23 protein-coding genes are annotated in these 23,107 nt (G+C 53.7%); 10 read left to right on the plus strand and 13 right to left on the minus strand.

The genetic code is table 11. The features are described 5' to 3' along the window. The first annotated feature begins 468 nt into the window (after positions 1 to 468). Together ACUTSU_RS00525 and ACUTSU_RS00530 are read left to right on the plus strand one after the other, a co-directional pair. On the plus strand, positions 469 to 1,812 hold the full coding sequence (locus ACUTSU_RS00525) for a 2-hydroxycarboxylate transporter family protein (RefSeq protein WP_445650983.1): 1,344 nt from the start codon (positions 469 to 471) through the stop codon (positions 1,810 to 1,812). Positions 1,813 to 2,116: 304 nt separating this feature from the next. After that, a complete protein-coding gene (locus ACUTSU_RS00530) occupies positions 2,117 to 3,547 on the plus strand; it encodes a serralysin family metalloprotease (RefSeq protein WP_445653622.1) in 1,431 nt (476 codons plus the stop codon). Between the two features lie 150 nt (positions 3,548 to 3,697). Here the strand turns inward: ACUTSU_RS00530 and ACUTSU_RS00535 are convergent, their stop codons facing one another. Beyond that, positions 3,698 to 3,907: a hypothetical protein gene (locus tag ACUTSU_RS00535; RefSeq protein ID WP_085116409.1), complete on the minus strand. Its 210-nt coding sequence runs from the start codon at positions 3,905 to 3,907 to the stop codon at positions 3,698 to 3,700. Between the two features lie 165 nt (positions 3,908 to 4,072). Here ACUTSU_RS00535 and ACUTSU_RS00540 point away from each other — a divergent pair, with 165 nt between their 5' ends. Next, positions 4,073 to 4,243, plus strand: a complete 171-nt coding sequence (locus tag ACUTSU_RS00540; protein WP_445651157.1) for a hypothetical protein — start codon at positions 4,073 to 4,075, stop codon at positions 4,241 to 4,243. 30 nt (positions 4,244 to 4,273) lie between these two features. Here ACUTSU_RS00540 and ACUTSU_RS00545 read toward each other — a convergent pair whose 3' ends face one another. Together ACUTSU_RS00545 and yniD are read right to left on the minus strand one after the other, a co-directional pair. Beyond that, positions 4,274 to 4,411 (minus strand): hypothetical protein, encoded by a 138-nt coding sequence (locus tag ACUTSU_RS00545; protein ID WP_445653623.1) that lies wholly within the window; start codon positions 4,409 to 4,411, stop codon positions 4,274 to 4,276. A gap of 18 nt (positions 4,412 to 4,429) precedes the next feature. Next, the gene (yniD, locus tag ACUTSU_RS00550; protein ID WP_012144841.1) at positions 4,430 to 4,537 is read right to left on the minus strand and encodes a small membrane protein YniD; all 108 of its coding nucleotides are present in this window, start codon (positions 4,535 to 4,537) and stop codon (positions 4,430 to 4,432) included. Between the two features lie 328 nt (positions 4,538 to 4,865). On the opposite strand from yniD, the gene ACUTSU_RS00555 reads away from it, so the two are divergent. Both ACUTSU_RS00555 and ACUTSU_RS00560 read left to right on the plus strand, forming a co-directional pair. Then, entirely contained in the window at positions 4,866 to 5,258 is a 393-nt protein-coding gene (locus tag ACUTSU_RS00555; protein ID WP_012144842.1) for an ASCH domain-containing protein, read from the plus strand. Position 5,259: 1 nt separating this feature from the next. Further along, complete coding sequence (locus ACUTSU_RS00560; RefSeq protein ID WP_445650988.1) at positions 5,260 to 5,862, plus strand: C39 family peptidase; 603 nt, start codon at positions 5,260 to 5,262, stop codon at positions 5,860 to 5,862. Between the two features lie 54 nt (positions 5,863 to 5,916). Here the strand turns inward: ACUTSU_RS00560 and ACUTSU_RS00565 are convergent, their stop codons facing one another. The 3 genes from ACUTSU_RS00565 to ACUTSU_RS00575 all read right to left on the minus strand — a co-directional run bounded on the left by ACUTSU_RS00565 (position 5,917) and on the right by ACUTSU_RS00575 (position 9,590). Then, positions 5,917 to 6,156, minus strand: coding sequence for a YebV family protein (locus tag ACUTSU_RS00565; RefSeq protein ID WP_445650989.1), 240 nt, complete (start codon positions 6,154 to 6,156; stop codon positions 5,917 to 5,919). Between the two features lie 137 nt (positions 6,157 to 6,293). Then, the gene (locus tag ACUTSU_RS00570; RefSeq protein ID WP_445650990.1) at positions 6,294 to 7,223 is read right to left on the minus strand and encodes a Csu type fimbrial protein; all 930 of its coding nucleotides are present in this window, start codon (positions 7,221 to 7,223) and stop codon (positions 6,294 to 6,296) included. A gap of 18 nt (positions 7,224 to 7,241) precedes the next feature. After that, positions 7,242 to 9,590 carry a fimbria/pilus outer membrane usher protein gene (locus tag ACUTSU_RS00575; protein WP_445653624.1) on the minus strand — a complete coding sequence of 783 codons (2,349 nt, stop codon included), beginning with the start codon at positions 9,588 to 9,590 and terminating at the stop codon, positions 7,242 to 7,244. Here ACUTSU_RS00575 and ACUTSU_RS00580 point away from each other — a divergent pair. Then, the gene (locus ACUTSU_RS00580) at positions 9,589 to 9,735 is read left to right on the plus strand and encodes a hypothetical protein (protein WP_167796638.1); all 147 of its coding nucleotides are present in this window, start codon (positions 9,589 to 9,591) and stop codon (positions 9,733 to 9,735) included. The two genes, ACUTSU_RS00575 and ACUTSU_RS00580, sit on opposite strands and share 2 nt — an antisense overlap. A 3-nt stretch (positions 9,736 to 9,738) precedes the next feature. On the opposite strand, the gene ACUTSU_RS00585 is transcribed toward ACUTSU_RS00580, so the two are convergent. The 7 genes from ACUTSU_RS00585 to yebS all read right to left on the minus strand — a co-directional run bounded on the left by ACUTSU_RS00585 (position 9,739) and on the right by yebS (position 17,941). Beyond that, positions 9,739 to 10,503 (minus strand): fimbrial biogenesis chaperone, encoded by a 765-nt coding sequence (locus tag ACUTSU_RS00585; RefSeq protein ID WP_445653625.1) that lies wholly within the window; start codon positions 10,501 to 10,503, stop codon positions 9,739 to 9,741. Positions 10,504 to 10,526: 23 nt separating this feature from the next. Next, positions 10,527 to 11,075, minus strand: coding sequence for a Csu type fimbrial protein (locus ACUTSU_RS00590; RefSeq protein ID WP_445653626.1), 549 nt, complete (start codon positions 11,073 to 11,075; stop codon positions 10,527 to 10,529). Positions 11,076 to 11,080: 5 nt separating this feature from the next. Continuing rightward, positions 11,081 to 11,584, minus strand: coding sequence for a Csu type fimbrial protein (locus ACUTSU_RS00595; protein WP_445653627.1), 504 nt, complete (start codon positions 11,582 to 11,584; stop codon positions 11,081 to 11,083). A gap of 2 nt (positions 11,585 to 11,586) precedes the next feature. Beyond that, positions 11,587 to 12,126, minus strand: a complete 540-nt coding sequence (locus ACUTSU_RS00600; protein ID WP_445650994.1) for a Csu type fimbrial protein — start codon at positions 12,124 to 12,126, stop codon at positions 11,587 to 11,589. A 277-nt stretch (positions 12,127 to 12,403) separates the two neighbouring features. Further along, the gene (gene rsmF / locus ACUTSU_RS00605; protein ID WP_445650995.1) at positions 12,404 to 13,840 is read right to left on the minus strand and encodes a 16S rRNA (cytosine(1407)-C(5))-methyltransferase RsmF; all 1,437 of its coding nucleotides are present in this window, start codon (positions 13,838 to 13,840) and stop codon (positions 12,404 to 12,406) included. A gap of 254 nt (positions 13,841 to 14,094) precedes the next feature. Next, positions 14,095 to 16,725, minus strand: coding sequence for an MlaD family protein (locus ACUTSU_RS00610; RefSeq protein WP_445650996.1), 2,631 nt, complete (start codon positions 16,723 to 16,725; stop codon positions 14,095 to 14,097). After that, positions 16,694 to 17,941 (minus strand): membrane integrity lipid transport subunit YebS, encoded by a 1,248-nt coding sequence (yebS, locus tag ACUTSU_RS00615; protein WP_445651149.1) that lies wholly within the window; start codon positions 17,939 to 17,941, stop codon positions 16,694 to 16,696. Before yebS ends, ACUTSU_RS00610 begins: the two co-directional genes overlap by 32 nt. A 246-nt stretch (positions 17,942 to 18,187) precedes the next feature. Between yebS and ACUTSU_RS00620 the strand changes: the two genes are divergently transcribed. From ACUTSU_RS00620 to ACUTSU_RS00635, 4 genes are all read left to right on the plus strand, one after another. Next, positions 18,188 to 18,685 carry a GAF domain-containing protein gene (locus tag ACUTSU_RS00620; RefSeq protein WP_445650997.1) on the plus strand — a complete coding sequence of 166 codons (498 nt, stop codon included), beginning with the start codon at positions 18,188 to 18,190 and terminating at the stop codon, positions 18,683 to 18,685. Positions 18,686 to 18,780: 95 nt separating this feature from the next. Further along, complete coding sequence (gene proQ, locus ACUTSU_RS00625; RefSeq protein WP_445650998.1) at positions 18,781 to 19,491, plus strand: RNA chaperone ProQ; 711 nt, start codon at positions 18,781 to 18,783, stop codon at positions 19,489 to 19,491. A 19-nt stretch (positions 19,492 to 19,510) separates the two neighbouring features. Further along, positions 19,511 to 21,547 carry a carboxy terminal-processing peptidase gene (gene prc, locus ACUTSU_RS00630; RefSeq protein WP_445653628.1) on the plus strand — a complete coding sequence of 679 codons (2,037 nt, stop codon included), beginning with the start codon at positions 19,511 to 19,513 and terminating at the stop codon, positions 21,545 to 21,547. A 1,315-nt stretch (positions 21,548 to 22,862) separates the two neighbouring features. Then, positions 22,863 to 22,982, plus strand: a complete 120-nt coding sequence (locus tag ACUTSU_RS00635; RefSeq protein WP_445651001.1) for a DUF4260 family protein — start codon at positions 22,863 to 22,865, stop codon at positions 22,980 to 22,982. Positions 22,983 to 23,107: the final 125 nt, after the last annotated feature.

A 23,107-nucleotide genomic window follows, 5' to 3' on the forward strand; every position in this document is an offset into this window, starting at 1 on the left:
ATGCCTGCAGGCTTCGGCCTGTCGCCCTGGTGGCGACAATCTGAAAGCCATGGGGCATATATTATTGCCTGTTTTCTGCACGGTGCCGCGTGTAGAAGCAGGTTCGGGTACAGCTGACCGGATTCAGCTAATTACCGCTCCGGTTCTCATTAATAAACGTACAGATTTTTACTTCCACCTATAGCATAGCAGCGAATTCAAACCTGATTATTTTAATTACAAAACGCTGACGATAATTAATTAAAACCAACATTTGTGTAAGCTCACAATATTGGATTAATCAGGCGGAATTTAGTTTTGTGTTTTTATTTTTTATCATATCGTCATGGCTGTCTACTATTTTCATTCATTATAAATAATAAAATATCTCAGCGTGTTTATGATGGAAAAGCTTTTTAACCGTTTAAATTTTTTCATAAAACGTTGGGCGATCCGCTCCGTACTGAACACTTGTCAGCAGGGTGAACGATGAAACAGATAAATGCAGAAATGGCCTGTGAGAAAGAGGCGTTGCCGCCTGATTCATCAGGGTTGATTAACCAAATCCGACAAATGAATATTGGCGCCGTGCCGGTGGCGTTGTTTATCACCATTTGTGCCATTGTCACTATGTCGGCCTATGCCAATTTTTTACCCAAGAATATGATCGGTGGCCTGGCGGTAATTATGACGCTGGGTTTCGCATTGGCGCATTTAGGCAAAAGCATTCCGGTGCTGCGTGATATCGGTGGCCCGGCCATCCTGTGTCTGATGGTGCCTTCGGTACTGGTCTATTTTAATTTCTTCCAGCCGAACGTGATGGGTACTGTCCATCTGCTGATGAAAGACGCCAACCTACTGTATTTTGTTATCGCCAGCCTGGTGGTTGGCAGCATTCTCGGCATGAATCGGGTGATCCTGATCCAGGGCATGATCCGTATGTTCGTGCCTTTGGTGGTCGGCACGGTGACGGCGGTGGTGACCGGGTTGCTGGTGGGCAAGCTGTTTGGTTTTACCTTCTATCACACCTTCTTCTTTATCATTGTGCCAATTATCGGTGGCGGTATCGGCGAGGGCATATTGCCGTTGTCGCTGGCATACTCAGCGATTCTTGGATCGACGCCGGATGTGTACGTGGCCCAACTGGCACCGGCGGCGGTATTGGGCAATATCTTCGCCATTGTGGCAGCTGGCGTATTGGCCCGCCTGGGGATGAAGCGCAAGGCGCTGAGCGGTGACGGCATGCTGATCCGTTCGGCGCAGGATAACGCGGTGTTTGCTATCAAGGAAAGCAGTGGCAACGTTGATTTTCAGCTGATGGGCGGCGGGCTGCTGGTGATTTGCGCGTTCTTTATCGTTGGTGGGTTGTTCGAACACATCGTCCATATTCCCGGCCCGGTGCTGATGATTCTGTTTGCGGTACTGTGCAAATATTGCCGGGTGATCCCAACTTCAATGGAAACCGGTGCGCACAGTTTTTATAAGTTTGTTTCAACCGCGCTGGTGTGGCCGCTGATGATTGGCCTGGGCATGCTGTACGTACCGTTGGAAAGCGTGGTGGCGGTGTTCTCGGTAGGCTATGTGGTGGTCTGCGGTTCGGTGGTGCTGTCGATGGGGCTGGTGAGCTTCCTGATTGCGCCTTACCTGAAAATGTACCCGGTTGAAGCGGCCATCGTTACCTGCTGCCACAGTGGGTTAGGTGGGACCGGTGACGTGGCGATCCTTTCCGCGTCCAACCGTATGGGGTTAATGCCGTTCGCGCAAATAGCCACGCGCATCGGCGGCGCGTCGACCGTGATTGGCGCCACGCTATTGTTGGGTTGGTTAATCTGAGGCCGGATTAAATTATGAATGCCGGGGTGAAGTACCCCGGTTTTTTATTTTGCTACTGACTAATAATAAGTACTCAAAAAGGTTTGAAATCGACGAGATTATTTTTATCAGATAATTCTGTATTTTAATAAAAAGTGGCTATTCTTTTATTTAAGGGATTATCGTGCTCATTAAGAGTGCTCATGGAGAGCACCAGCCGCATTACCGAGATCCCCGTATTTATCCAGCACCGGACCACGGCCATTAAGGCCATCCGTCAGTGACGCCTTCGGCACACTGAAATGACAAATATGGAGATACAGGTATGTCATCAAATAATCAATCGGCTAACGCCTCCGCTGAAGCTATCAGCGTCTTGGTCCTGCAGGGCGCTTATAAACCCGATAGCGATCCGTTGCTGAAGGTGATTCATCCCTCAAAAAGCTTTGAGAATGCCGGGCTGGAACTGATCCGCGGTGACCGGAGCTGGCACGACAAAGGCGTGACCGACACCGCGGTTAACCTGAGTTACAGCTTTTGGGAACAGGCACCGGGCAATATGTCGAGCATGGCGATTAGTGGGTTCAGAAGCTTTAATCAGCAGCAGCGCGAGCAGGCGAAACTCTCACTGCAATCCTGGTCAGATGTTGCCAATATCACCTTTACCGAAACCAGCGATACCCAAAGCGCCAATATTAAATTTGGCCTGTTCGATGTTAGCTCGCGCGATTCTTATGCTTTCGCTTATAATCCGGATACTTCTGCCTCGGTGGCGGGGCAGACTTGGTATAACGCCAAAAATAATGTATTCGCCAATAACCTGATTAACGAAAATGAATATGGCCGTCAGACGTTAACCCATGAAATTGGCCACGCGCTGGGGGTGCAGCACCCTGGGGATTACAATGCCGCTCCAGGGGTGAGTATCACTTACAACAAGGACGCGACCTACTTTGAAGACAGTCGCGCCCACAGTGTGATGAGCTATTTCAGCGAAAGCAGCACGGGCCAGGATTTCCAGGGCGCATACTCTTCCGCACCCTTGTTAAATGACATTACCGCCATCCAGCATTTCTATGGTGCCAACATGACCACCCGCAGCGGGGATACGACCTACGGTTTTAACTCCAACACCGATCGCGATTTCCTCACTGCCACAGGCGCTAAGGATAAAATCGTGTTTAGCGCCTGGGATGCCGGTGGCACCGATACCTTCGATTTCTCCGGCTTTAGCCAAAATCAGCGTATTAACCTTAACGAGCAATCTTTCTCCGACGTGGGGGGGCTGAAGGGGAACGTTTCTATTGTTGCCGGCGTGACTATCGAAAACGCTTTTGGCGGTGCCGGAAACGATGTGCTGATCGGTAATCACACCAATAACATTTTGCTGGGCGGTGCCGGGGACGACATTCTGTACGGTGGTGGCGAGTCGGATCATCTGTTTGGTAATGGGGGCAAAGATACTTTCGTTTATTTCGCTGCCAACGAGTCACGCGTTGATGCGCCGGACTGGATCGTCGATTTTGTCAGTGGTGAGGATAAAATTGATCTGTCGCTGTTTAACACCGGCAGCAATAATGGTATCGAATTTGTCAGTCAGTTCAGCGGCAAGGCTGGTGAGGCAATGCTGAGCTACGACGCGCAGGCGCACGTCAGCGATTTAGCCATCAATATGGGCGGCGGGTTTGACGCTAGCGATTTTCTGGTAAAAGTGGTGGGGCAGCCGCTGGGAACCAGTGATTTCGTGCTGGCCTGAGGTCAGATGGCAATAAAAAATCGGTATTATGAGGAAAAACCCGACAATTCCTATTAATTCCGTCATGTTAGCCTGACATAATTGCTCACAGAAGGCCGGGCTTGCATACCTCGGGCTTCTGCAGAATCGCCAACCTTTTCGGTTGGCGATTCATTTTCCATCTTTCAGCATGTTGATCGCGGCACCAATCAGGATCCGGCGTTCAATATCGTGACAGTCGGCCAGTTGCTGGGCCAGGTGTTTTGCTAACGTTTCTACCGATAAAACCTCGCCACGATGGCGTAACTGCATCACGCTGTCGCCAATCAAGCGTGCCACTTCATCCCACACCGGTTTTATCTCCTGCTCCGAGAACATCATCGCTTACCTCGGCTGGCTGATTTTTGGTCAATGTAGCAGTTGAGCCAGGTGTTCGCCACCGCACCGATCGCACAATATTAAAACAGGAAGCATAAAAAACAACCCATCAGTATTTCTTCTGGTTTTTTCACCCAATACTGACAGTGTCGAAACTGTGGAGGGTGAATGATGAAACTGATTGAACAACTGGCTAAGTACCATCGCCGTAGCCAGCCGGCAGAAGTGCCACATTGGCTGTGTCGTCTGTGGTTGCCGCAAGGGGAGGCGCGGATTGCCTATTTGCGTGAGCTGCTGGAGCCGGAAACCAAACAACCCGCAGAGCGGGAACGGGGATAAGGGGGGAGTCAGTGTCCGGCCGGACTGACATTACTCGAGAATATCTTCGATATCTTCGAGTACCTGATGACCCAACTCAGTGGTGAGCATCAATATACCGCAGACCAAAAAAACCAGCGCCAGTAGCAGTAAGGCGATCTGTACCCCGTTGCCGTTTCGTTTTGCCATCTGTTTTGCTGCCTGCCATTAGCCAAAGACTATCGCCGCCCAGCGCAATAACAGCAGGGCGAGACAGATCAGCAACAGTATCAAAAACATTTTCCAGTGCTTGGTACGCATGCGTTTGGTTGCCAATGTGACCTCCTGTTTTGCCGATCAGCTGAAATACCAGACGGCAATAATAAAGATAGCAATCACCACCACTGCCAGCACCTTTAACAAGGCGCTGAAAGTGTCATCGGAATTTTGGTCGTCATGCTTCATTTTGCCGCCTGGCTGATAGCTATGGAGTGAATTGCGTTCACAGTATGCCTGTTGTCCCGACATAGGCACAGGAATTTACAGTAAATAGCCTGTAAAGCTGTTGGAATAGAAGATTGAGGGTGAATTCGGCAGGTGCAGGCAGCGGGGAATACGTTGTACTATTCTGTCTGCACAATGATTCATTCAATAAGGTATGGCAATGGCGAACGAAATTCCGAAGAAATACGAAAATACCGAACGTTGGGCGTTTGGCAACACCGAGCAACAGGCCGATGAGGTAGTCAAGCTGATCCTCAACGGTACCAAAACGGCCACCTGTGCCAATCTTGACGGTGAAGGCATCCCGCTGGCCGGTGATGTGTTTGTGGTGGTTGATGGTAAAGGCAACCCGGTGTGTGCGGTAGAGCTGACGTCGGTAGAAATGAAAACCTACGATCAGGTCGATGAAGCCCATGCTTTTGCTGAAGGTGAGGGTGATCGTTCCCTGGCCTACTGGCGCAAAGAACTGCAGAGCTTCTTCGAAGAATATGAGCTGTTCTCACCGGATATGACGCTGGTGCTGATGAATTTCAAAGTGGCAGAGACTTTCTGATTTGACCTCCCCTGTCCCTTACGTCTGTCAATGGGCGACGCCCGAACTGGCGACTGCGTTGATTGCTGGTCGAGCGACGTTGGCGGACGATGCCAACTGGGCGCTCAGTGGCGCACGCGATCGGGCGGAATATATCGAGTGGGCCAATCACGTCTGTGGTATGGCCTGCCTGAAAATGGTGCTGACCCATCGAGACGGAGATGCGCCGTCGCTGCTTGAACTGGCACGCCGCAGTCTGCCGTACGGCGCTTACGTGCGTGAAGGTGAGCGTATCAAAGGGCTGATCTACGCCCCATTTGTCGACTATGTGCGTGAGCAGTTTTTGCTGGAGGCCGAGGTACGGGTCGGTATCGAAGTAGCAACGTTGCCGCAGTTACTGGCACAGCGGCGTTATTTTATCGCCTCGGTACATCCCGGCATTCGCCGGCCCGAGCAGACGCCACCGCAACGGGGCGGCCATCTGGTGTTGGTCACCGCGGCTGAGGGGGATGGTGTGACCTTCCACAATCCTTCCGGTGACAGCCCGGGTACACGCCAACAGGTGACTTTGCCGCTGAGCAGCTTTGGTCGTTTCTTCGCCGGCCGTGGTATTGCTATCACATAAAAAAACGCGCCGTGTTCCTGAGGGGGCACAGCGCGTTCTTCAGTTTTTCATCTTTCATTCTAAACGCATCACCCAGGCATCGCTTTGCCGATCGTAATGTTGCTTATACAGCAGCGACTGTTTGCCATCGAGTATGGCCGGGATGCTGGTGTGCTCATCCCAACCGTCCAGCTGCATGCACAGATCGGGATCTGACTTGCAAGGGATCGCTAGCGTGCTGTCCTGCTCGGGCGAGGAGGACAAATGCGCATCATCAACCTCGAAACTGCCTATTTTTACCACGGTTTTGCCCATTGGAACTCCTTGCATGATCTTCTGGTATGAGGTGTGACCAGTTGAGGCCGTCATCATCAGCATAGTCAAATGAGCAAAAAATGCCACATAAAAAATACAAACTGGCAACATTGGCGAGCCGTGGCTAGCGGCTGCGCTTAATACTCCACCACAAAACTGATGTTGTCCTGATAGGTACCTACCGGGACTTCGGTTTGCGCCGGGTTGATTCGCGCCAGGTAAGGAATGCTTTGTGCAAGCCCGGTACCCGCCCCGGCTTGTTTGTTGGTGCTGTTCCATACCGTGGTGCTGTTGGGCAGGTAAATTTGGTACTGCATATAGTTGCTGGTGCCGCTTTTCATGCGTCGCCAGCCGGTCACCGGGTTATTGCCGTCGGTAAAGTAAGTGTTGTAGCCCTCAGTTTTGGTGCAGGTGAGGGTGATGCTCTGGTTCACCGGGTTATACTGCCCGACCAGCGCCATGCTGCCAAAGTTGACGTTTTGCGCGGTGCCAAACAGACAGTCTTTGGTGAGCGTCAGGCTAATTGTTACGGTACTGGGTTTATTGGTGCCATCCCACCAAATACACAACCCAATTAGACCCAGGCCGCAAATATGGTAGTTCCATACCAGATTGACGGTATCGGTATAGGTGCCGGAACGGACGTTGGCCCCGGCGGTGGTCTTGATATACAGCGGAAAGTTGACGTTTGGGGAGATAAGGATCAGCGTCAGCAGGTTCAACGAACTGTAATCGATGGTTTGCCCGACGCTATAGGGATATTGGTAATTCGCATCGGGGTAAATCAGGTAGGGAATGGTATCGCCGGAACCGTCGGTATTTGCCAGCGCCATATTGTGTGTGGTGGAGTTTATTTTTACCGTCACGGTATTTTGCGTCAGCAATGACAGGCCAAGACCGCTGCAGTTGAGTCCGGCAGTGCCCTGTGCGCTGAGCGAGCCATTATAAACCGCAAAAGTACTGCTGCCTGGCAAGGTGACGCTGCCGTTGGTGGTAACGCAGTCGGCCAGCGCTTGTTGGCCGATGAGCAGCAGCGCCAGTAATAACGCTTTGGATCCACTAATCATATTTTTCTCCATCATGAATTACTGGCAGACAATGGGGCCGATGCTTTGGATCCCCTGGGTTTTGGTCAGGCCAAATTGCGCCTGGCAGGGGGCGCTGCCGTTGGCCGGAATGACGCTCAGACGGTTTTGCCGTTGTACCGGGTCCACATAGACCATGCCATCCCAGCCGACATAGCTTTGCTGCTTGCTACCGATAACTGCGACTTCGCTGCCGTTGGCCAGCGGTTTCCCCTGCGCATCCACCAATTTGACGTCGGCGGCGGAGATCTGCTGGACCGGAAAATCGACCAGGAAACCGCTGTGATCGCGAATTGCCACGGTTTTTTCCACGCTGGGAACCGCCACGTCTGCCGGCAGATTGAGCGGATCGATTTGGAATTTGGCGTGGTAATAGGAGGTGACGGTCGGCACCAGCAGATAGCCTTTGGCGTTGGTCACGCCGATTAACTGATTTTCATAGCGCACCGGAATGTCCGGGTAGCCGTCGGTAGAGATCAGAGCAAAGGCATCGTTGATGGTGTTGGTGGCGTACAGATCGCCTTGCATCGCCACCAGCGAACCACTCACTTCGCCCCAACGGGTGTAATCATCGCTGTTGCCATACATCCCGCCGCGGGCTTCGAGCAGGTGGGTGCGCCAGGTGATATCGGCCTGGGTATAGCTTTCGCTGCTTTGCCCGTCGGCATAGGCCAGGTTCCAGCCCAAACCGCCGTCGGTCGGTGCGGCGCGGCTGTAGCTGACGCGCTGGCTCCAGCGGTTTTCATTGTCACGTGAGGCGCTGACGCTGGCGGTACCCCAACTGTCAAAAGGGATAGACAGTTGCAGTTGGGCGCTGTAGCCGCTGCTGCCGATTTCACGGTTTACTGACGCATACAGGCTGGTATTGCGCCACAGTGAAATGCTGTAAGAGAAGTTAACCAGTCGAGTGCGCAGGCCAATGGCATCGCGTACATCGAAATAGCCGGCACCGATGCTACCAAATCGGTTCAGACCAATACTGCCGGTCAGTTGATCGGTACGGCGGCTCAGGCGATAGTCGCTTTTATACACCGAAATATCGCCAAAGCCCGCACTGCGCAGAATGCGCTGGGCATTCAGGCTGTAATAGCGATTGCTGTAGGTGTAACCGATGCTGCTCTGATCGCCATGGTTGGTGCTGTATTGATAGACCGGCTGCGTGTCGGGCTGAGGGATGGGTTGACCCGTCAGCGGATCGTAGTCGTTGCGTTGTTGCGAAGGTTGATAATCGTTAAAAGCATTGTCGCCGGCCTGACTGTAGCTGTAAGAAGCATTGAATACGCCCCACTGGCCAACACGAATATTGGCACCTGCGCCGCCTACTGCCAACTCTGCGGCTCCTTCGGCTCGGCCTTCCAGGGTTAACCAGTCAGTGACACCGTAACGCCCACTACCACTGGCCACCCACTGCCCATAATCGGCTGAATTAATACCATAGTTTCGCCGTAATGCCCCACTGGAAAGGCTGAAATCGCTCATGCCGGCCTGCAACAGATTACTGGCAACATAAAACGGCACCACGGTGCTGACCTGGCGGCCCAACGCGTCGGTAGTCACCACCGTGGCCTGTCCGGCGCCGTTAATGTAGGGCACGGTATTGAGTGTGAAAGGGCCGGGGTTAACGCTGGTGCTGCTGTTTTTATAGCTGTTGATATACAGATCGACGCTGCTGGGCAGCGCCGCCTGGCCGGAAAACTGCGGTAGCGGATAGGTGATAAGATCCGGGCGCGAGGCAAAGTTACGTGCCAACTGGACGCCACCGATGCGCACCGAGCTGCCCCAGGTCAGGGCGCCGGTGGCGAGATCGCCGGCGGTATAGCTGAGCAGGCGTTCATCATCGTTATAGCGCCACTGGCTGTCGTAGCGGATATAGCGGTTGCCCGGGTCACTGTTGTTGGCACCGTTGTTAAAGCTGCCGCGGAAAATACCGGTGTTGGACACCACCCCAAAGCCGTCGAACAGCCGCTGCTCACTCCAGGCAGAAAGATAGCCTGGCTGGCCGTTGGCGCTGCTTTGGCTGGCATAAATATCATAATTGAACAGCAGACCGAGGCTGCTTTGTGCCGGCAGACGATCCAGCGGGTTTTGAGCGTTGAATTTCTGATTGGGTAACCAGTCGTTGGGGACGTTGATCATCAACTGCTGGGTGTCGCCGCTGTAGGTGACGTCAACTTTTTCCAATTGGTCGACCGCAATTTCTTTCGCCTGTTTATCCACCACCGGCAGGCCGGCATCGAGCAATTGCTGCGGCGTAAGGTAATAGTGGCCGCCTCGGTAGTTGACCGGTACCACTTTTCCGGTCTGGCGACCATTAACCACCGGCTCCAGATACAAGGTGGTATCCGGCATGCTGATGGCGCTAGGTGGGGGCGGTAAATCATCGGCGCAGGCGTACGGTGACCACGGCGTGGCCACTGCGCAGAGTACGGCGAAGGCTAACGGTTTGAGCCCGAACCCGTTACGCCTGGGTGACGGTATCCTGGTTTGCACCTGACACTCAGTAAGCAGGCAGGGCTATTGGCTGTTTATTGTCGTTGACCGTGGCTCGCAGTTGACCGCTGCTGAAGCTGCCAGAGGCCGGTACGGCAAAACGCATCTGCGAACCGGGCAACACGTAACCCATCAGGCCGGCATTGAGCGTTTTCCCCTGCATCGATACTTTGGATATGCGCGCGTGTACCGTGCCTTGGTTACGTACCTCCAGCCAGCGCTGGCTGCTTTGCTGCAACAGCCGATAGCTGAGTTGCGGTTGGCTGGCGGTGGCATAATCGCGCGGCTTCTCTGAATCCTGCTTGGTCCAGACACCCTTGCCGCTGACAAACAGCGGTACCGAATAGCGCATCTGGAATTTCAATCCCATTTGTGCGCCATCTGGTGCGGATGGGTTACCTGGATCTTTCACCGGGACTTCATCAATCAGAATACGGTAGGCATGTTCCTGGCCGGCAGGCGGCGGGGTTTGCTTAACCAGCCGAATCAATTGGCGTTTGCCTGGGGCAATAGAGGCAACGGGCGGGCTGGCGATCACTTCGCTCTGGTTGCTGTAATCATCTTTGCCGGCGGTTTGTTTCCAGCCGAGTACGCGAACTTGCATGTAGACGGGTTTAGTGTCGCGGTTTTCCAGCCACAGCGCCGTTGCGGGCTGTTGATCTTCAATTACCGGGTCAATGGGCCAAATCAGAATCGAGGCGGCGGCAAGCGCCTGTTGTTGGCCTACAATCAGCAGCGCTGCCGTCAATGGCAGTCGGAAGGGTATACGCATGGCTAAATCCTTATTTTAAAATGCTAATAAGTGACCGTCAGTAAGACCGTATCGCTGTAAGTGCCACTGCTGGGCAGGGTACTGGTCGAGAACAAACGGGCATAAACTTTTATTTCCTGGGTGCTACCGGTCGCAGCAACAATCTCAGAGCTGCCGCCGTTGGTACCATCACCCCAAATGGTGGAATAGTTACTGTCCTGATAGAGTTGATACATCAGGGTTTCTGGGGTCAGGGTGTTTTTTAATTTGCGTCCGGCTGAGATGGAGCCGGTAACGTTGTTGCCGATACCAAGCGCCAGCGTGACGCTCAGACCAGGATTACAGCGAAATAGCACGGAACCGGCCCCGTAGCTGGAAACAATGCTGATGTTGTTGGCTAACGAAGAGACCTGACCAAAACTGAGGTTGCCGAAAGTGGTGACGTCGCTGCTGCTGTTACCCAGGATGCAGCCTTTAACCACCGTCGCATTGACGGTCATTGCCTGGGTCTTTTGCTGATCGTTGACGCCGGTGTCGCCCATGACTGGCGGCGTTATCATCCAGAGCAGCAAACCAGCGCTTAAAATACGCATAGCCATTACCAATTGATGGTGACCTGCACGGTATCGGTGTAGCTGCCGATCCGCGGAGTGGATTGCACCGGGATCATGCCGTACACCGGTAACCAGTTATCCTGACCGTTGGCGGTTTGCGACACCCCGGTCAGGTTATCCCAGATGATGCTGTGCGAACTGTTGGTATACAGGTTGTAGTTCACTTGCTGGCCAGCGGCACTTTTCAGATAGCGGGCAGCGGTGTTGCCGCTTTGGCCACCGTTAAGCAGGACATTGTAGCTGGTGCCGTTATTGCATTTGACGCGAATGGCCCCGGCGTTTTGCTGGCCAGCCACGCTGACACTGGTCGTGAGGAAATAGACCGTACCGAAGTCCAGTGAGCCAAAGCTGACATTGCCGCCCGAACTGCTGCCGGCTTCGCATGCCTTCAACAAGGTGGCGCTGACGCCAATAGTGGCGGTTTTGCTATCGGCATTTACCGCCAGGCTTAACGCCAGCAATCCACAGCCCAAAACAACCTGCCGCACTGTTACCAAGTTACCGTCATGGTCACCGTATCGTTGTAGGTATCAGGGTCGGGCGTGGTGGCCGCTGCCGGGACACGTCCGTAGACAATCAATGGAACCGCTGCGCCGGTGCCAGTGCCGGTCAGGGCGTTGGCACCGCTGGCCCAGGCGGTAGAGCGGGCCTGATCCTGGTAGAGGTTGTACTTGATCAAGGCACCCGCCGTACTGGCCATTTGGCGCTGGTTACCGGCACCTACATGCAAACCGTCGTTTAATGCCACGGTGTAGGCGGTACCTGTGGTACAGGTCAGTGACAGGGTACCTGCACCGCCGGAACCGGTTGCGCTGGCGTCGATAATGTTGGACAGGGAAGAATAGGTACCGAAGCTAATGGCGCCAAAGTCGTTGGCGCTCCCCGCACTGTTCCCGCCACCGACCACGCAACCGGCGCCGATGGTTAAGGTTACCCCGAGGTTACCCTGAATAGTGCCCGCTGCGTTGGCTGCGCCACTTGCGCACAGCAAGGTGGCTGCCGAGGTCAATGCCATCAGTATTTTTTTCATGTCTTTTTCCTTGCCGTGTTAAAGATGAGCCCCAAAAGACGCCATCCAGAAAAGGATAAACGCATTAATTTATTTACAGTTTAATTAATAGAATAAGAATTCGGAATTGTCTTGGTGAAAGGCTGAAAAATTTCTTTATTTTGAAAGGTGTCGTTATCTTCTCAATGGAAATGACGAGAATACCCTGAGGGGAAAATGATTAGAATAATAATATTCTCCTGTCGGAATATTATTAGCGGTATTAACTGGCCGGGATGTTCCGGCCAGTGACAGGAGATTACTGATGGAAATCCAACGCGCCGTCACGAACCAATTCGCGCGGCAGGTTGTTTTTGATCCGGTTACCGATGCGTTTGGCGATGCCCAGCGGTTGTTGCTGGTAAGTGACAATACATTCATCGGTTTGCGGTGGCGGCTCCGGGTACAAATCCCGGCCGTGGAACCACTCTTGCGCCAGCGTGGCATCCAGTTCAAAACGCTGTTTGCCATCGGCGACTGCCAGTGCGATAACCGCCTCGTGCTGCCAGCGGTAGCCTTTGGTGAAACGCTCGGCCAGTTTCAGCCCGATACGGGAGAAGCGAATTTTATTAGCCAGCGCTTCCAGTTCGGCAGGGAACAGCCAGATTTCTTTATCACGAGCCCACAGACGGCTGGTTTCATCCCAGGCCAGGCCGGAAGCCGCTGCGGCCTGAGTTATCTCAGCCGAGTCCTTGCCGGATAGCGGGGTGAACGGGAATTTGCCCAGCTTATAGTTCGGTTTCGCCAGTGGGGTGACGGAATGGTGCTTGCGCAAGCGTGCCACGAAGAAGCCTTCGCTGTCGTAGATTTGCGGGAACACGTGCAAAAAGCCTTCGGCCGTTAACGCCTGTTTAGCGCCGGGGAACAGGTCACCCAGCGGTTCAATGCTGACCGCATCGCCGTAGGTTGCCAGCAGTTCGTTGACGATTTGCTGGTTTTCCTGTGCATTGAGCGTGCAGGTGGAGTAGACCAATACGCCGCCTGGAGCCAGAGCATGGAAGGCACTGTCGATCAGTTCACGCTGGGTGTCGGCGATGGCGGTAACGCTTGTCGGCGACCAGTTGCTCATGGCGTCCGGATCTTTACGTACCACGCCTTCACCGGAGCAGGGGGCATCGAGCAAAATGGCGTCGAAGCTTTCCGGCAACGCCGCACCGAATACCCGGCCGTCAAAGTGGGTCAGGGCCACATTCTTCACGCCGCAGCGGCTGATGTTGGCGTGCAACACCTTGACCCGACTGGCGGAGTATTCATTGGCGACAATCCCTCCCCGGTTGTTCATCAATGCCGCAATCTGGGTGGTTTTGGAACCCGGTGCTGCGGCAACGTCCAGCACCCGGCGTGGCGCGTCGCCGCCGGCGAACAGCGCACTGACCGGCAGCATTGAACTGGCTTCCTGAATATAAAACAGGCCGCTCAGGTGTTCCGCCGCGCTGCCCAGCCGCAGCTCTTCGTCCTTGCGTTCGATCCAAAAGCCTTCCGCACACCAGGGAATGGGCTCCAGCTGCCAGTCATAGTCCTGCACCAGCGTTTGAAAATCGGCAACGCTGATCTTCAGGGTATTAACCCGCAGGCTGCGGCGCAGTGGGCGTTGGCAGGCGGCAATGAAATCGTCCATCGACAGATTGGCGGGCATGATGGCGCGCGTCGCTTCGAGAAAGGCGGGCGGTAAAAAAACGCAGGTAGGTTTGGCCACGGGGTGAGCTCTCTGGCAGCAATCAAAATAAGGGCGAGAGTTTACCACAAAGCTGGAAACAGTAGGGGCCAAGCATTGCGGGCCCCTCAGATTGCTGACATAGACCTTTACGGTTAAAAGCTTTGACCGGGGGGGAATAAAACAAAGGATGATGTCTTCTGATTTTTCCCAAACATCCGAAAACCACGTTTTTCGGGTGTTTGTCATCAACAGCAGGGGCCCGGCATTGCCGGGCCCCTTAGAGAGTGAGGAATTTACTCTTTAGGGATGGCGGTACCCCATTCACGCCAGTCTTTGGGCTCTTCCGCATTCAGCATAAAGTGCTTGTGTGGCGTCGCTTTCGGTGCCAACGGAATACTCGGTGGAGTGGCAAAAGCAATGCCACCGCGAATAAACTGCTGGAAGGTTCCGCTCTTGATTACCCCACCGGTCAGACCGAACTGCAGGTTGTAGCCGGAGGCCAGCCAGAACACGCTGTTGTTACGCACCAGATATTGGTACTTCTTGCTGATGCGCAGCGCGACGTGGATACGATCGGACATGGCACCCAGATAGAAGCCTGTCACGATGCCCACTTCGACTCCACGGAACAGAACCGGAGTCCCAATTTGCAACGAGCCGGTTTCGGCTGCGTCGAGGATCACGCTCAGGCCGTCCTGGTAGCGCGAGTCGGTAATCGTAGCCTCTTGCAGTTCAAAGCTGCGCAGCTCGCGCCCACGGCCTGGCTCCACGTTAATGTAGGGCTGCAACAGGGTGTCGAGATTGCTGACCCCAGCGGCAGAAATCTCCGGCGATACTATGGAGAACCGGCTGCCAAAACGGGCGAAGGTCTGCACGTATTCTGGATACAGCACTGCCTTGACCAGGACTTCATTACGCTCTGGTGCCAATTTTAGCGAATCTACCTGGCCGATATCGATGCCGAGGTAACGCAGTGGCATGCCTGGCGACAGCTTGCTGGCGTCATAGGTCTTCAGGATAATCTGGCTGCCCACAGCGCGGGCGGCGGTTTCTGTGGCGTACAGCAGGCGTTTGGCACCTTTGCTCAGCGTAACGCCTTGCAGATTATCGAAACTGATAGCCCCTTTCAGCGCACGGTTGAGTGGTGAAGCCTGCACGGTCAGACCGCTACCGTTCAGTTGTACCTTGGCACCGCCTTCGGCCCAGAAGATGCTTTCACTGGTCAGCAGCTTGCGGTATTCCGGGCTGATATAAACATCAACTTCAAATTCGTTGGCCTTTGGACGCACGTTAACAATCTCGCCCACCTGGAATTTACGGTACAGCACTACCGATCCGGCCTGTACGTCCGGCAGGCTGACGGCGGTCAGCGTCAGGGTTGGCGCAGGGCTGTTGCCGATGATACCGGCCTCGGCCTTTTCACTATTGCCATACAGCGGATACTGCCCGACAGGCTCGCCCTTGCTGCCGGGGATGATACGCACGCCGCCGTCCAGCCATTCTTGTGCGCTGGCCCCCAGCACTTCCATGCCGTCCAGGCCCAGTTTGACGTCGACGCGGCTGTTGACCACGAACTTGCTGTCTTTGTGCAGCAGGCGGCGATATTGGGCGTCGACGGCAGCCGTAAATACCACGCCGTTGTCCGTCAGGGCGCGACTCATCACCTGACCGACCTTAACGCCATGCACCACCAGTGGTTGGCCAACGTCGATTCCGTAGCTTTGCGGTGCGTTCAGCGTTACGGTCAGCACGCCCGGTTGTTGCAGCAGGGTTTCACTGCTGTCCAGCACGTTGAAATGCTGTTGCGGTTCGCCCTCGCCCGGTACCAGTTCCAGCGTATTGCCGGTCAGCAACTGGCTGAATTTGGCGTCGTTAAGGCTCAGGCGTGGGCTGCGCATTACAATCCTCGTGCCGCTGCGCATTAAATCCACCACCGACGGGTCGATGGTCAGTTCACCGGTGACCTTACTGTCCTGTTGCAGGGTCAGCTTGGTCAGGGTACCCACCTGTAATCCCTGATAAATCAGCGGTGTGCGGTTTTCACTCAGGTTATTGCCGCTCGGCAGGTCCAGAGTAATGTTCACGCCGCGCTGGCTGTGTGCAAGATCCGGATACAGGGTATAGCTTTGGTCAGCCTTGGCCTGCTGGCCGTCAGGCGGTGAGTCAAAGGCAATGGCGCCGTTGACCAGAGCGGCCAGGCTTTCCATCTGCACCGAGGCACCCCCCAGGCTGAAATCACCCTTGAAGCCCGAGACGTTCCAAAAACGGCTGCTGCCCTTCACCAGATTGGCAAAGCGGCGGTCAATCAGTACGTCGATAGTGACGCCTTTATTGCCTTCGGCGATGGTGTAGTCATACACCTTGCCAACGGGGATCTTGCGGTAATACACCAGCGAACCGGTGTTGAGCGAGCCGAGATCGTCAGCGTGCAGATGAATCATCAGTTCACCGGTGTTCAGCCGATACTTGGGTTGGGTATCGAGTGCGGTGAAGTGGGTCTTCGGCTGCCCGCTGCCCGGCATCATGCCGATATAGTTGCCGCCCACCAGCGCATCCAGGCCAGACACGCCTGCCAGCGAGGCCTTGGGCGTGACCAGCCAAAACTGGGTGCCGTCGCGCAGGGAGTCTTCCAGGTCGCTCTTGATGCTGACTTCGACCACAATGCTGCGTAGGTCTTTGCTCAGGCTGATGCTCTGTACGGTGCCCACTTCCACCCCTTGATAACGTACCGGGGTACGCCCGGCGACAATGCCCGCCGCGGACTGGAAATCAATGGTCACCGTGGTACCGCGTTCCTGGAGATTGTTATAAACCAGCCACCCCGCGATCAGCAGGGCGATAAACGGCAGTAACCAGAATGGCGAAATACGGCGCTTGTTTTTGACCCGCGCTTCAGTCGGTGTATTCGGCGTTTCCTGTTGCATGTGCATCCCAAATCAATCGGCTATCCAGCCACTCTACGGCAAGAATAGTTAAAATAACCGCAGACCCAAAATAAAAGGCTGCCGGCCCCATAGTAAAAGATAACAATTGGTCGCGATTCACCAGCGACATCATTAACGAAATAACAAACAGATCGAGCATTGACCAACGGCCGATCCAGGTGACCAGGCGCAGCAGGCGAATACGCGTTCTTAGGCTGTGCGAGGTCTTGAAATGAATACTCAGCAGCAAGGTGATCAGCACAATGACCTTGGTAAAGGGCACCAGTACGCTGGCAATGAACACGATGGCGGCGATCGGCACATTGCCGGAAGTTGCCAACGAAACCACTCCGGAGAAGATGGTGTCTTCCATTCGTGCGCCATTGGCATAAATGATGGAGATCGGCATCAGGTTGGCGGGGATCAGTAAAATCATCGCCGCAATCAGTGCCGCCCAGGTTTTTTGCAGACTATAGGGCTGCCGGTGACACATCGGAATATGGCAGCGCGGACAACGCCCACGTTGGTTTGGATAGCCGGTGAAATGGCAGGACAGACAGATATGCAGTGCCGTTGGCAGGCCTTTCGGTTGTTCCTGCGGATAATAGCGTTCCCATAGCTGCTCCAGGTTGACGTGGATCAGCGTCAGGATGCTGAGCAGGGTGAGCACTAGGTAAGCGATCAGCGCACTGCCGGCCTGGATATCGGCATATTCTTTCACTTTGATGGTCGCCACCGCCATGCCGATCAGGTAAATATCGAGCATCACCCACTCTTTCAAGCGATCGAGCATTAGCAGCACCGGGCGCAGGTTCATGCCCAGTGCGTGGCCGAAACGCAGATACAGCAGCGACAACGCCAGCGTCAGTGGGGCGCCAATAGTGCAAAACGCTACCATGCTAGCGGTGAGAGGATCCCCCTGGTGGCTCATCTGCCAGATGCCTTCGAGCAGGCTGGCGTCAATGCGCACCCCCAGCAGGCGGATGCTGATCAGCGGCTGGCTGAAAGCGAAGGGCATCAACAGCAGCATAGTGACCGCAATGGCGGTCAGCCGGGTCATCGACCAGTCACGGCCACTGACCACCTTGGCATCGCAGCGCGGGCAGTAGGCCGCCTGTTTGTTGCTTAGTGGCGGTAACACAAACAGCAGGTCGCATTCGCAACAGCGCTGGTGGCGTGCTTTGGATAGCGGGCCGGTGATCGCGTGTATTTTCATCATGACAAAAAACTGCCCCAGAGCTCGCCGTATCAGTTAGCGTAGCTGAAAAATAAATCTGTCCGTGCCTTATAGGGCCAAGCACCGGGCGGCAAAACAGGGTTTCTGAGCGGCAAACATACCTTGCCCGGTAGGGTTTTGTGAAGCAACAGATGATTAACCTTGTGGCTATACGCATTTAATGCTTATTTTATAGGGCTTAAGACTTGGGCTAGTGGCCTTCTTCACTGTATTAATGGTTAACACATGACAAAAGAACAATTCTACGCGGAATTAAAACGTGATTTGGGCGCTCTGCTCGACGGGGAAACCCACTTTATCGCCGCGTTGTCCAACGCCAGTGCGCTGATCAACGAGCGCCTTGACGACGTTAACTGGGTCGGCTTTTACCTGATGGACAGCGCTCAACTGGTGCTGGGGCCATTCCAGGGGAAAATAGCCTGTGTGCGTATTCCGGTTGGCAAAGGTGTGTGTGGCAGCGCAGTGGCGGAAAATCGCGTGCAGCGCGTTGGCGATGTTCATGAATTCCCTGGTCATATCGCCTGTGACGCAGCCAGTAATGCAGAAATTGTGCTGCCGCTCAACGTTTGCGGTCAGATTATCGGCGTTCTCGATATCGACAGCACAGTTTATCAACGTTTCGACGAACAGGACGAAAGGGGCCTGGAATCAGTGGTGGCGGGGCTTTGCGCGCAGTTGGAACAGTGTGATAGTGCGAAATATGTCACTGTAACGGCAAGTTGATCTACGGTTAACGTGGCATTTACCGATGGCGTCATTATAATGACGCCTGTTCATGCCTGCGCTGGTTGGCAAACCCGTTGTAATCAGGAAATTTCATGGAAAATCAACCTAAGTTGAACTCTAGTAAAGAAGTCATTGCTTTTCTTGCCGAGCGTTTTCCGCTCTGCTTTAGCGCCGAGGGCGAAGCTCGCCCGTTGAAAATCGGTATTTTTCAGGATCTGGTCGAGCGTGTTCAGGGGGAAGAAAACCTAAGCAAAACGCAATTGCGTTCTGCACTGCGCCTGTACACCTCAAGCTGGCGTTACCTGTATGGCGTCAAAGTTGGCGCTCAGCGCGTTGATTTGGACGGCAACCCGTGCGGTGAGCTGGAACAGCAGCATGTCGATCATGCCCGTCAACAGCTTGAAGAAGCAAAAGCGCGAGTTCAGGCACAGCGTACCGAGCAAAACGCCAAAAAACGTGAAGCTGCCGGTGAATCAGCCGCTGCGGAACCTCGTCGTCCACGTCCAGCTGGTAAAAAACCTGCTGCGCGTCGCGAAGGCGGAGCCGCTCCGGAGAACCGCAAGCCGCGCCCACAAACTCGCCCACAGCCCGCTCGCCAACCTCGTGTAGTCAAAGAGGAAAGCCAGCAGCGTCGTGTGCCAGTCACGGATATCTCTAAACTGCAAATTGGCCAGGAAATCAAAGTCAGAGCAGGCCAGAGTGCGATGGATGCAACCGTGCTTGAAATCGCCAAAGATGGCGTACGTGTGCAGCTCTCTTCCGGTCTGGCGATGATTGTGCGCGCAGAACACTTGCAGTTCTGATACGGAGGCCAACCAAGGCATGAACAAATTTGTCAGATTAACAGCAGTCGCGGGTCTGTTGTGGGCGGGTGTCAGTTACGGAGCGGAACCAGCCAACATCCGCATCGATCAACTGCCTCAGCTGCAGCAGGAGCCGCAACATGCAACGGTGAGTGAGCGCGTAACTTCGCGCTTCACTCGCTCTCATTACCGTCAGTTTACCCTCGACGCTGACTTTTCAGGCAAGATCTTCGATCGTTACCTGAATATGCTGGACTACAGCCATAACGTGTTGCTGGCCTCCGACGTGGCGCAATTCGCCAGCAAGCGTAATCAACTGGGCGAAGAACTGAAAAGCGGTAAGCTGGATACGCCATACGCGCTGTACAATCTGGCGCAGAAACGCCGTTTTGAGCGTTACACCTATGCATTGTCGCTGCTGGAAAAGCCAATGAGCTTCACCGGCAACGACACTATTGATCTCGACCGCAGCAAAGCGCCGTGGCCGAAAGACAAGGCCGAACTGGACAGCCTGTGGAATGCGAAAGTCAAATATGACGAGCTGAACCTCAAACTGACCGGCAAGACCGACAAGGAAATTCGTGAAACGCTGGCCAAGCGCTATCAGTTTGCCATCAAGCGCCTGACGCAAAGCAACAGCGAAGACGTTTTCCAACTGGCGATGAATGCCTTTGCGCATGAAATCGACCCGCATACCAACTATCTCTCCCCACGTAATACCGAACAGTTCAACACCGAGATGAGCCTGTCCCTTGAAGGTATCGGTGCGGTGTTGCAGATGGATGACGATTACACCCTGATCAACTCTATGGTACCGGGTGGCCCGGCGGCGAAGAGCAAGGCGATCACCGTGGGTGACCGTATTGTCGGCGTTGGCCAGTCGGGCAAACCTATGGTCGATGTGATCGGCTGGCGTCTGGACGACGTGGTTTCCCTGATTAAAGGGCCGAAGGGCAGCAAGGTACGCCTGGAGATCCTGCCGGCCGGCAAGGGTACCAAAACCCGAGTGGTCACCTTGACCCGTGAGCGTATCCGTCTGGAAGACCGCGCGGTGAAAATGACCATCAAGACCGTCGGTAAAGAGAAAGTCGCGGTGATGGATATCCCGGGCTTTTACGTGGGCCTGACCGATGATGTGAAAGTTCAGTTGCAGAAGATGGCCAAGCAGAACGTCAAGAGCCTGATCATCGACCTGCGCACCAACGGCGGCGGCGCACTGACCGAAGCGGTATCGCTGTCCGGTCTGTTCATTCCGAGCGGCCCGGTAGTCCAGGTGCGTGACAATAACGGTAAAGTGCGTGAAGACGCGGACACCGACGGCGTGACCTATTATAAGGGGCCGCTGGTGGTACTGGTTGACCGTTTCAGCGCCTCGGCTTCCGAGATCTTTGCCGCGGCAATGCAGGATTACGGTCGCGCGCTGATTGTCGGTGAACCGACCTTCGGTAAAGGTACCGTGCAACAGTATCGCTCGCTGAACCGCATTTACGATCAGATGCTGCGTCCGGAATGGCCGGCATTAGGTTCGGTGCAATACACCATTCAGAAGTTCTACCGCGTTAACGGCGGCAGTACCCAACGTAAGGGTGTTACCCCGGATATCCTGATGCCAAGCGGCGTCGATCCGGCGGAAACCGGTGAAGCGTTTGAAGATAACGCCATGCCGTGGGACAGCATCAATGCGGCGACCTACACCAAAACCGGTGATATGAAGCCGTTTGAGCCTGAACTGCTGAAGGATCATGAGCAGCGTATCGCCAAGGATCCTGAGTTCCAGTACATCGCGCAGGATATCGCTCATTACAAGGCGTTGAAGGACAAACGTAACATCGTCTCACTCAACCTGGCTCAGCGCGAGAAAGAGAACCACGATGATGACGCTACCCGTCTGCAACGTGTTAATGATCGCCTGCAGCGTGCCGGTAAAAAGCCGCTGAAGGCCCTGGAAGACTTGCCGAAGGATTACCAGGAACCTGACCCATATCTGGACGAAACAGTGCATATCGCACTGGCTCTGGCGCACCTTGATCAGGCGCAGCCGGCGGCAGCGAAATAACGCAGCCGAGTACCAGTAAATGAAAAGCGCACCTTCGGGTGCGTTTTTTTTCGATAAACATATGGATTTTGTTTTATTTTTATTTTGTATGTCCATGATTTACCCATACTCACTGTTTCGTGCCTCAAAGTAATGGGGTTATGAATTTCTACGACGCGCTCTTTGGCATAATGTCCGTCACAGTAAACGCATTTTAACTAGAGAAGATGCTGCTACGCTGATGCTTGTCTATCAATTGATTTCTTCTGACGAACTTGCCATCAACTAGCGTAGTTGTCTTATCTTTTATTCTCCGAAGCCGCAAGTTGATATGCCCTTCGGTATAACGGGTCTTTTTCATGGCTGATGTGCCTCTCTGTGAGATGAAAGAAAGACCGGATACTTCAGTTTAGACTGGCACGGTTTTCAGGGCGGAGATCACCCTCTGGTTGGATTTTGTTTTCTGATTCTGTGTTATGGTAGCGTCGGCTTAACAATGGAATTTTACCTAAGAAAAACTCAACTTATGCGGATGTGATATATGGACGTAAAGCATATCGCAAGAGGTATTGCTGATGGTATCTCCTCAATACCACATGGAATGTATCTCGGTGTAGTGAAGACATGGGAAGGGAGCGGATTGTCAGGTGACAAACTGAAATACAGAAACCAGGTTGAAACGGAAAGATTCCTTCGTTTGATTAAGTCACTCGGAAATTATTTAGAGCCGTATATCAAATATATTAATAGCACCCCAGCGCAATGCAAGAGAATTGACAATGAGCTCAATAAAATCGTCATTGGAAAAAATTGGTAAGATTTTAGGTAAGGGGGTATTGCATGCTATGTCGGCAATCATTACGGGTGTGGCATCCATCCTAGCCTTCTTGTGCCTCATTATCCCAGATAGCGGATGGATGAAAGTTGCAGGTTTTGTAGCTTCTCTGGTATTGGGGTATTTACTGACACTCGGACTGGCCTATATACGAGGTGAGCGCTGAGTTAAGCAAAAGACCCGCATCACAAACTAATGCATCCACCGCAAATTGTGTTTCGTGAAGTGACGCCTCTTCCCGTTTCTGTATGAATACCTATCATATAGGAAAACCTGTGACGGGGTTTTAATTGTCGGTGTGGTTAATTGATAGATGCTGGGATAAATAAATGCATGTATTTCAATAAACTAGTAACCATTTAACGACATCTTTATATGCGTTTTTTGTTAAGGCCGCTGAAAGCGCATCGAGGCGTCAAACATCTTGTGAGACATTGATGAGCGAGCTAACTCCCCCGATGCGCGTTACTGTTTTTTCTTTTCTCGCAGCCGTTCTGGCTGATGACGGCGCTGATTTGGTGTGCCCACATCGGCTTTGACCGCACCTTGGGCTACGGATTGAAATATACCCAAGGTTTTGCCTATACCCACCTTGGGCGTTTGAACAACAAACACCGCTGATTTGCCGCAGAAAAACCACCGCATTACGCAACAATCGTTTACAATTTGAAAAGCCATGCTGGAACGCCGATTTTGTAAAGTTTCGTATTTTTAGTAGGTTAATGGCGTGCAACTCTTGAAACTGT

Source organism: Serratia sp. NA_13 (genome assembly GCF_052691735.1).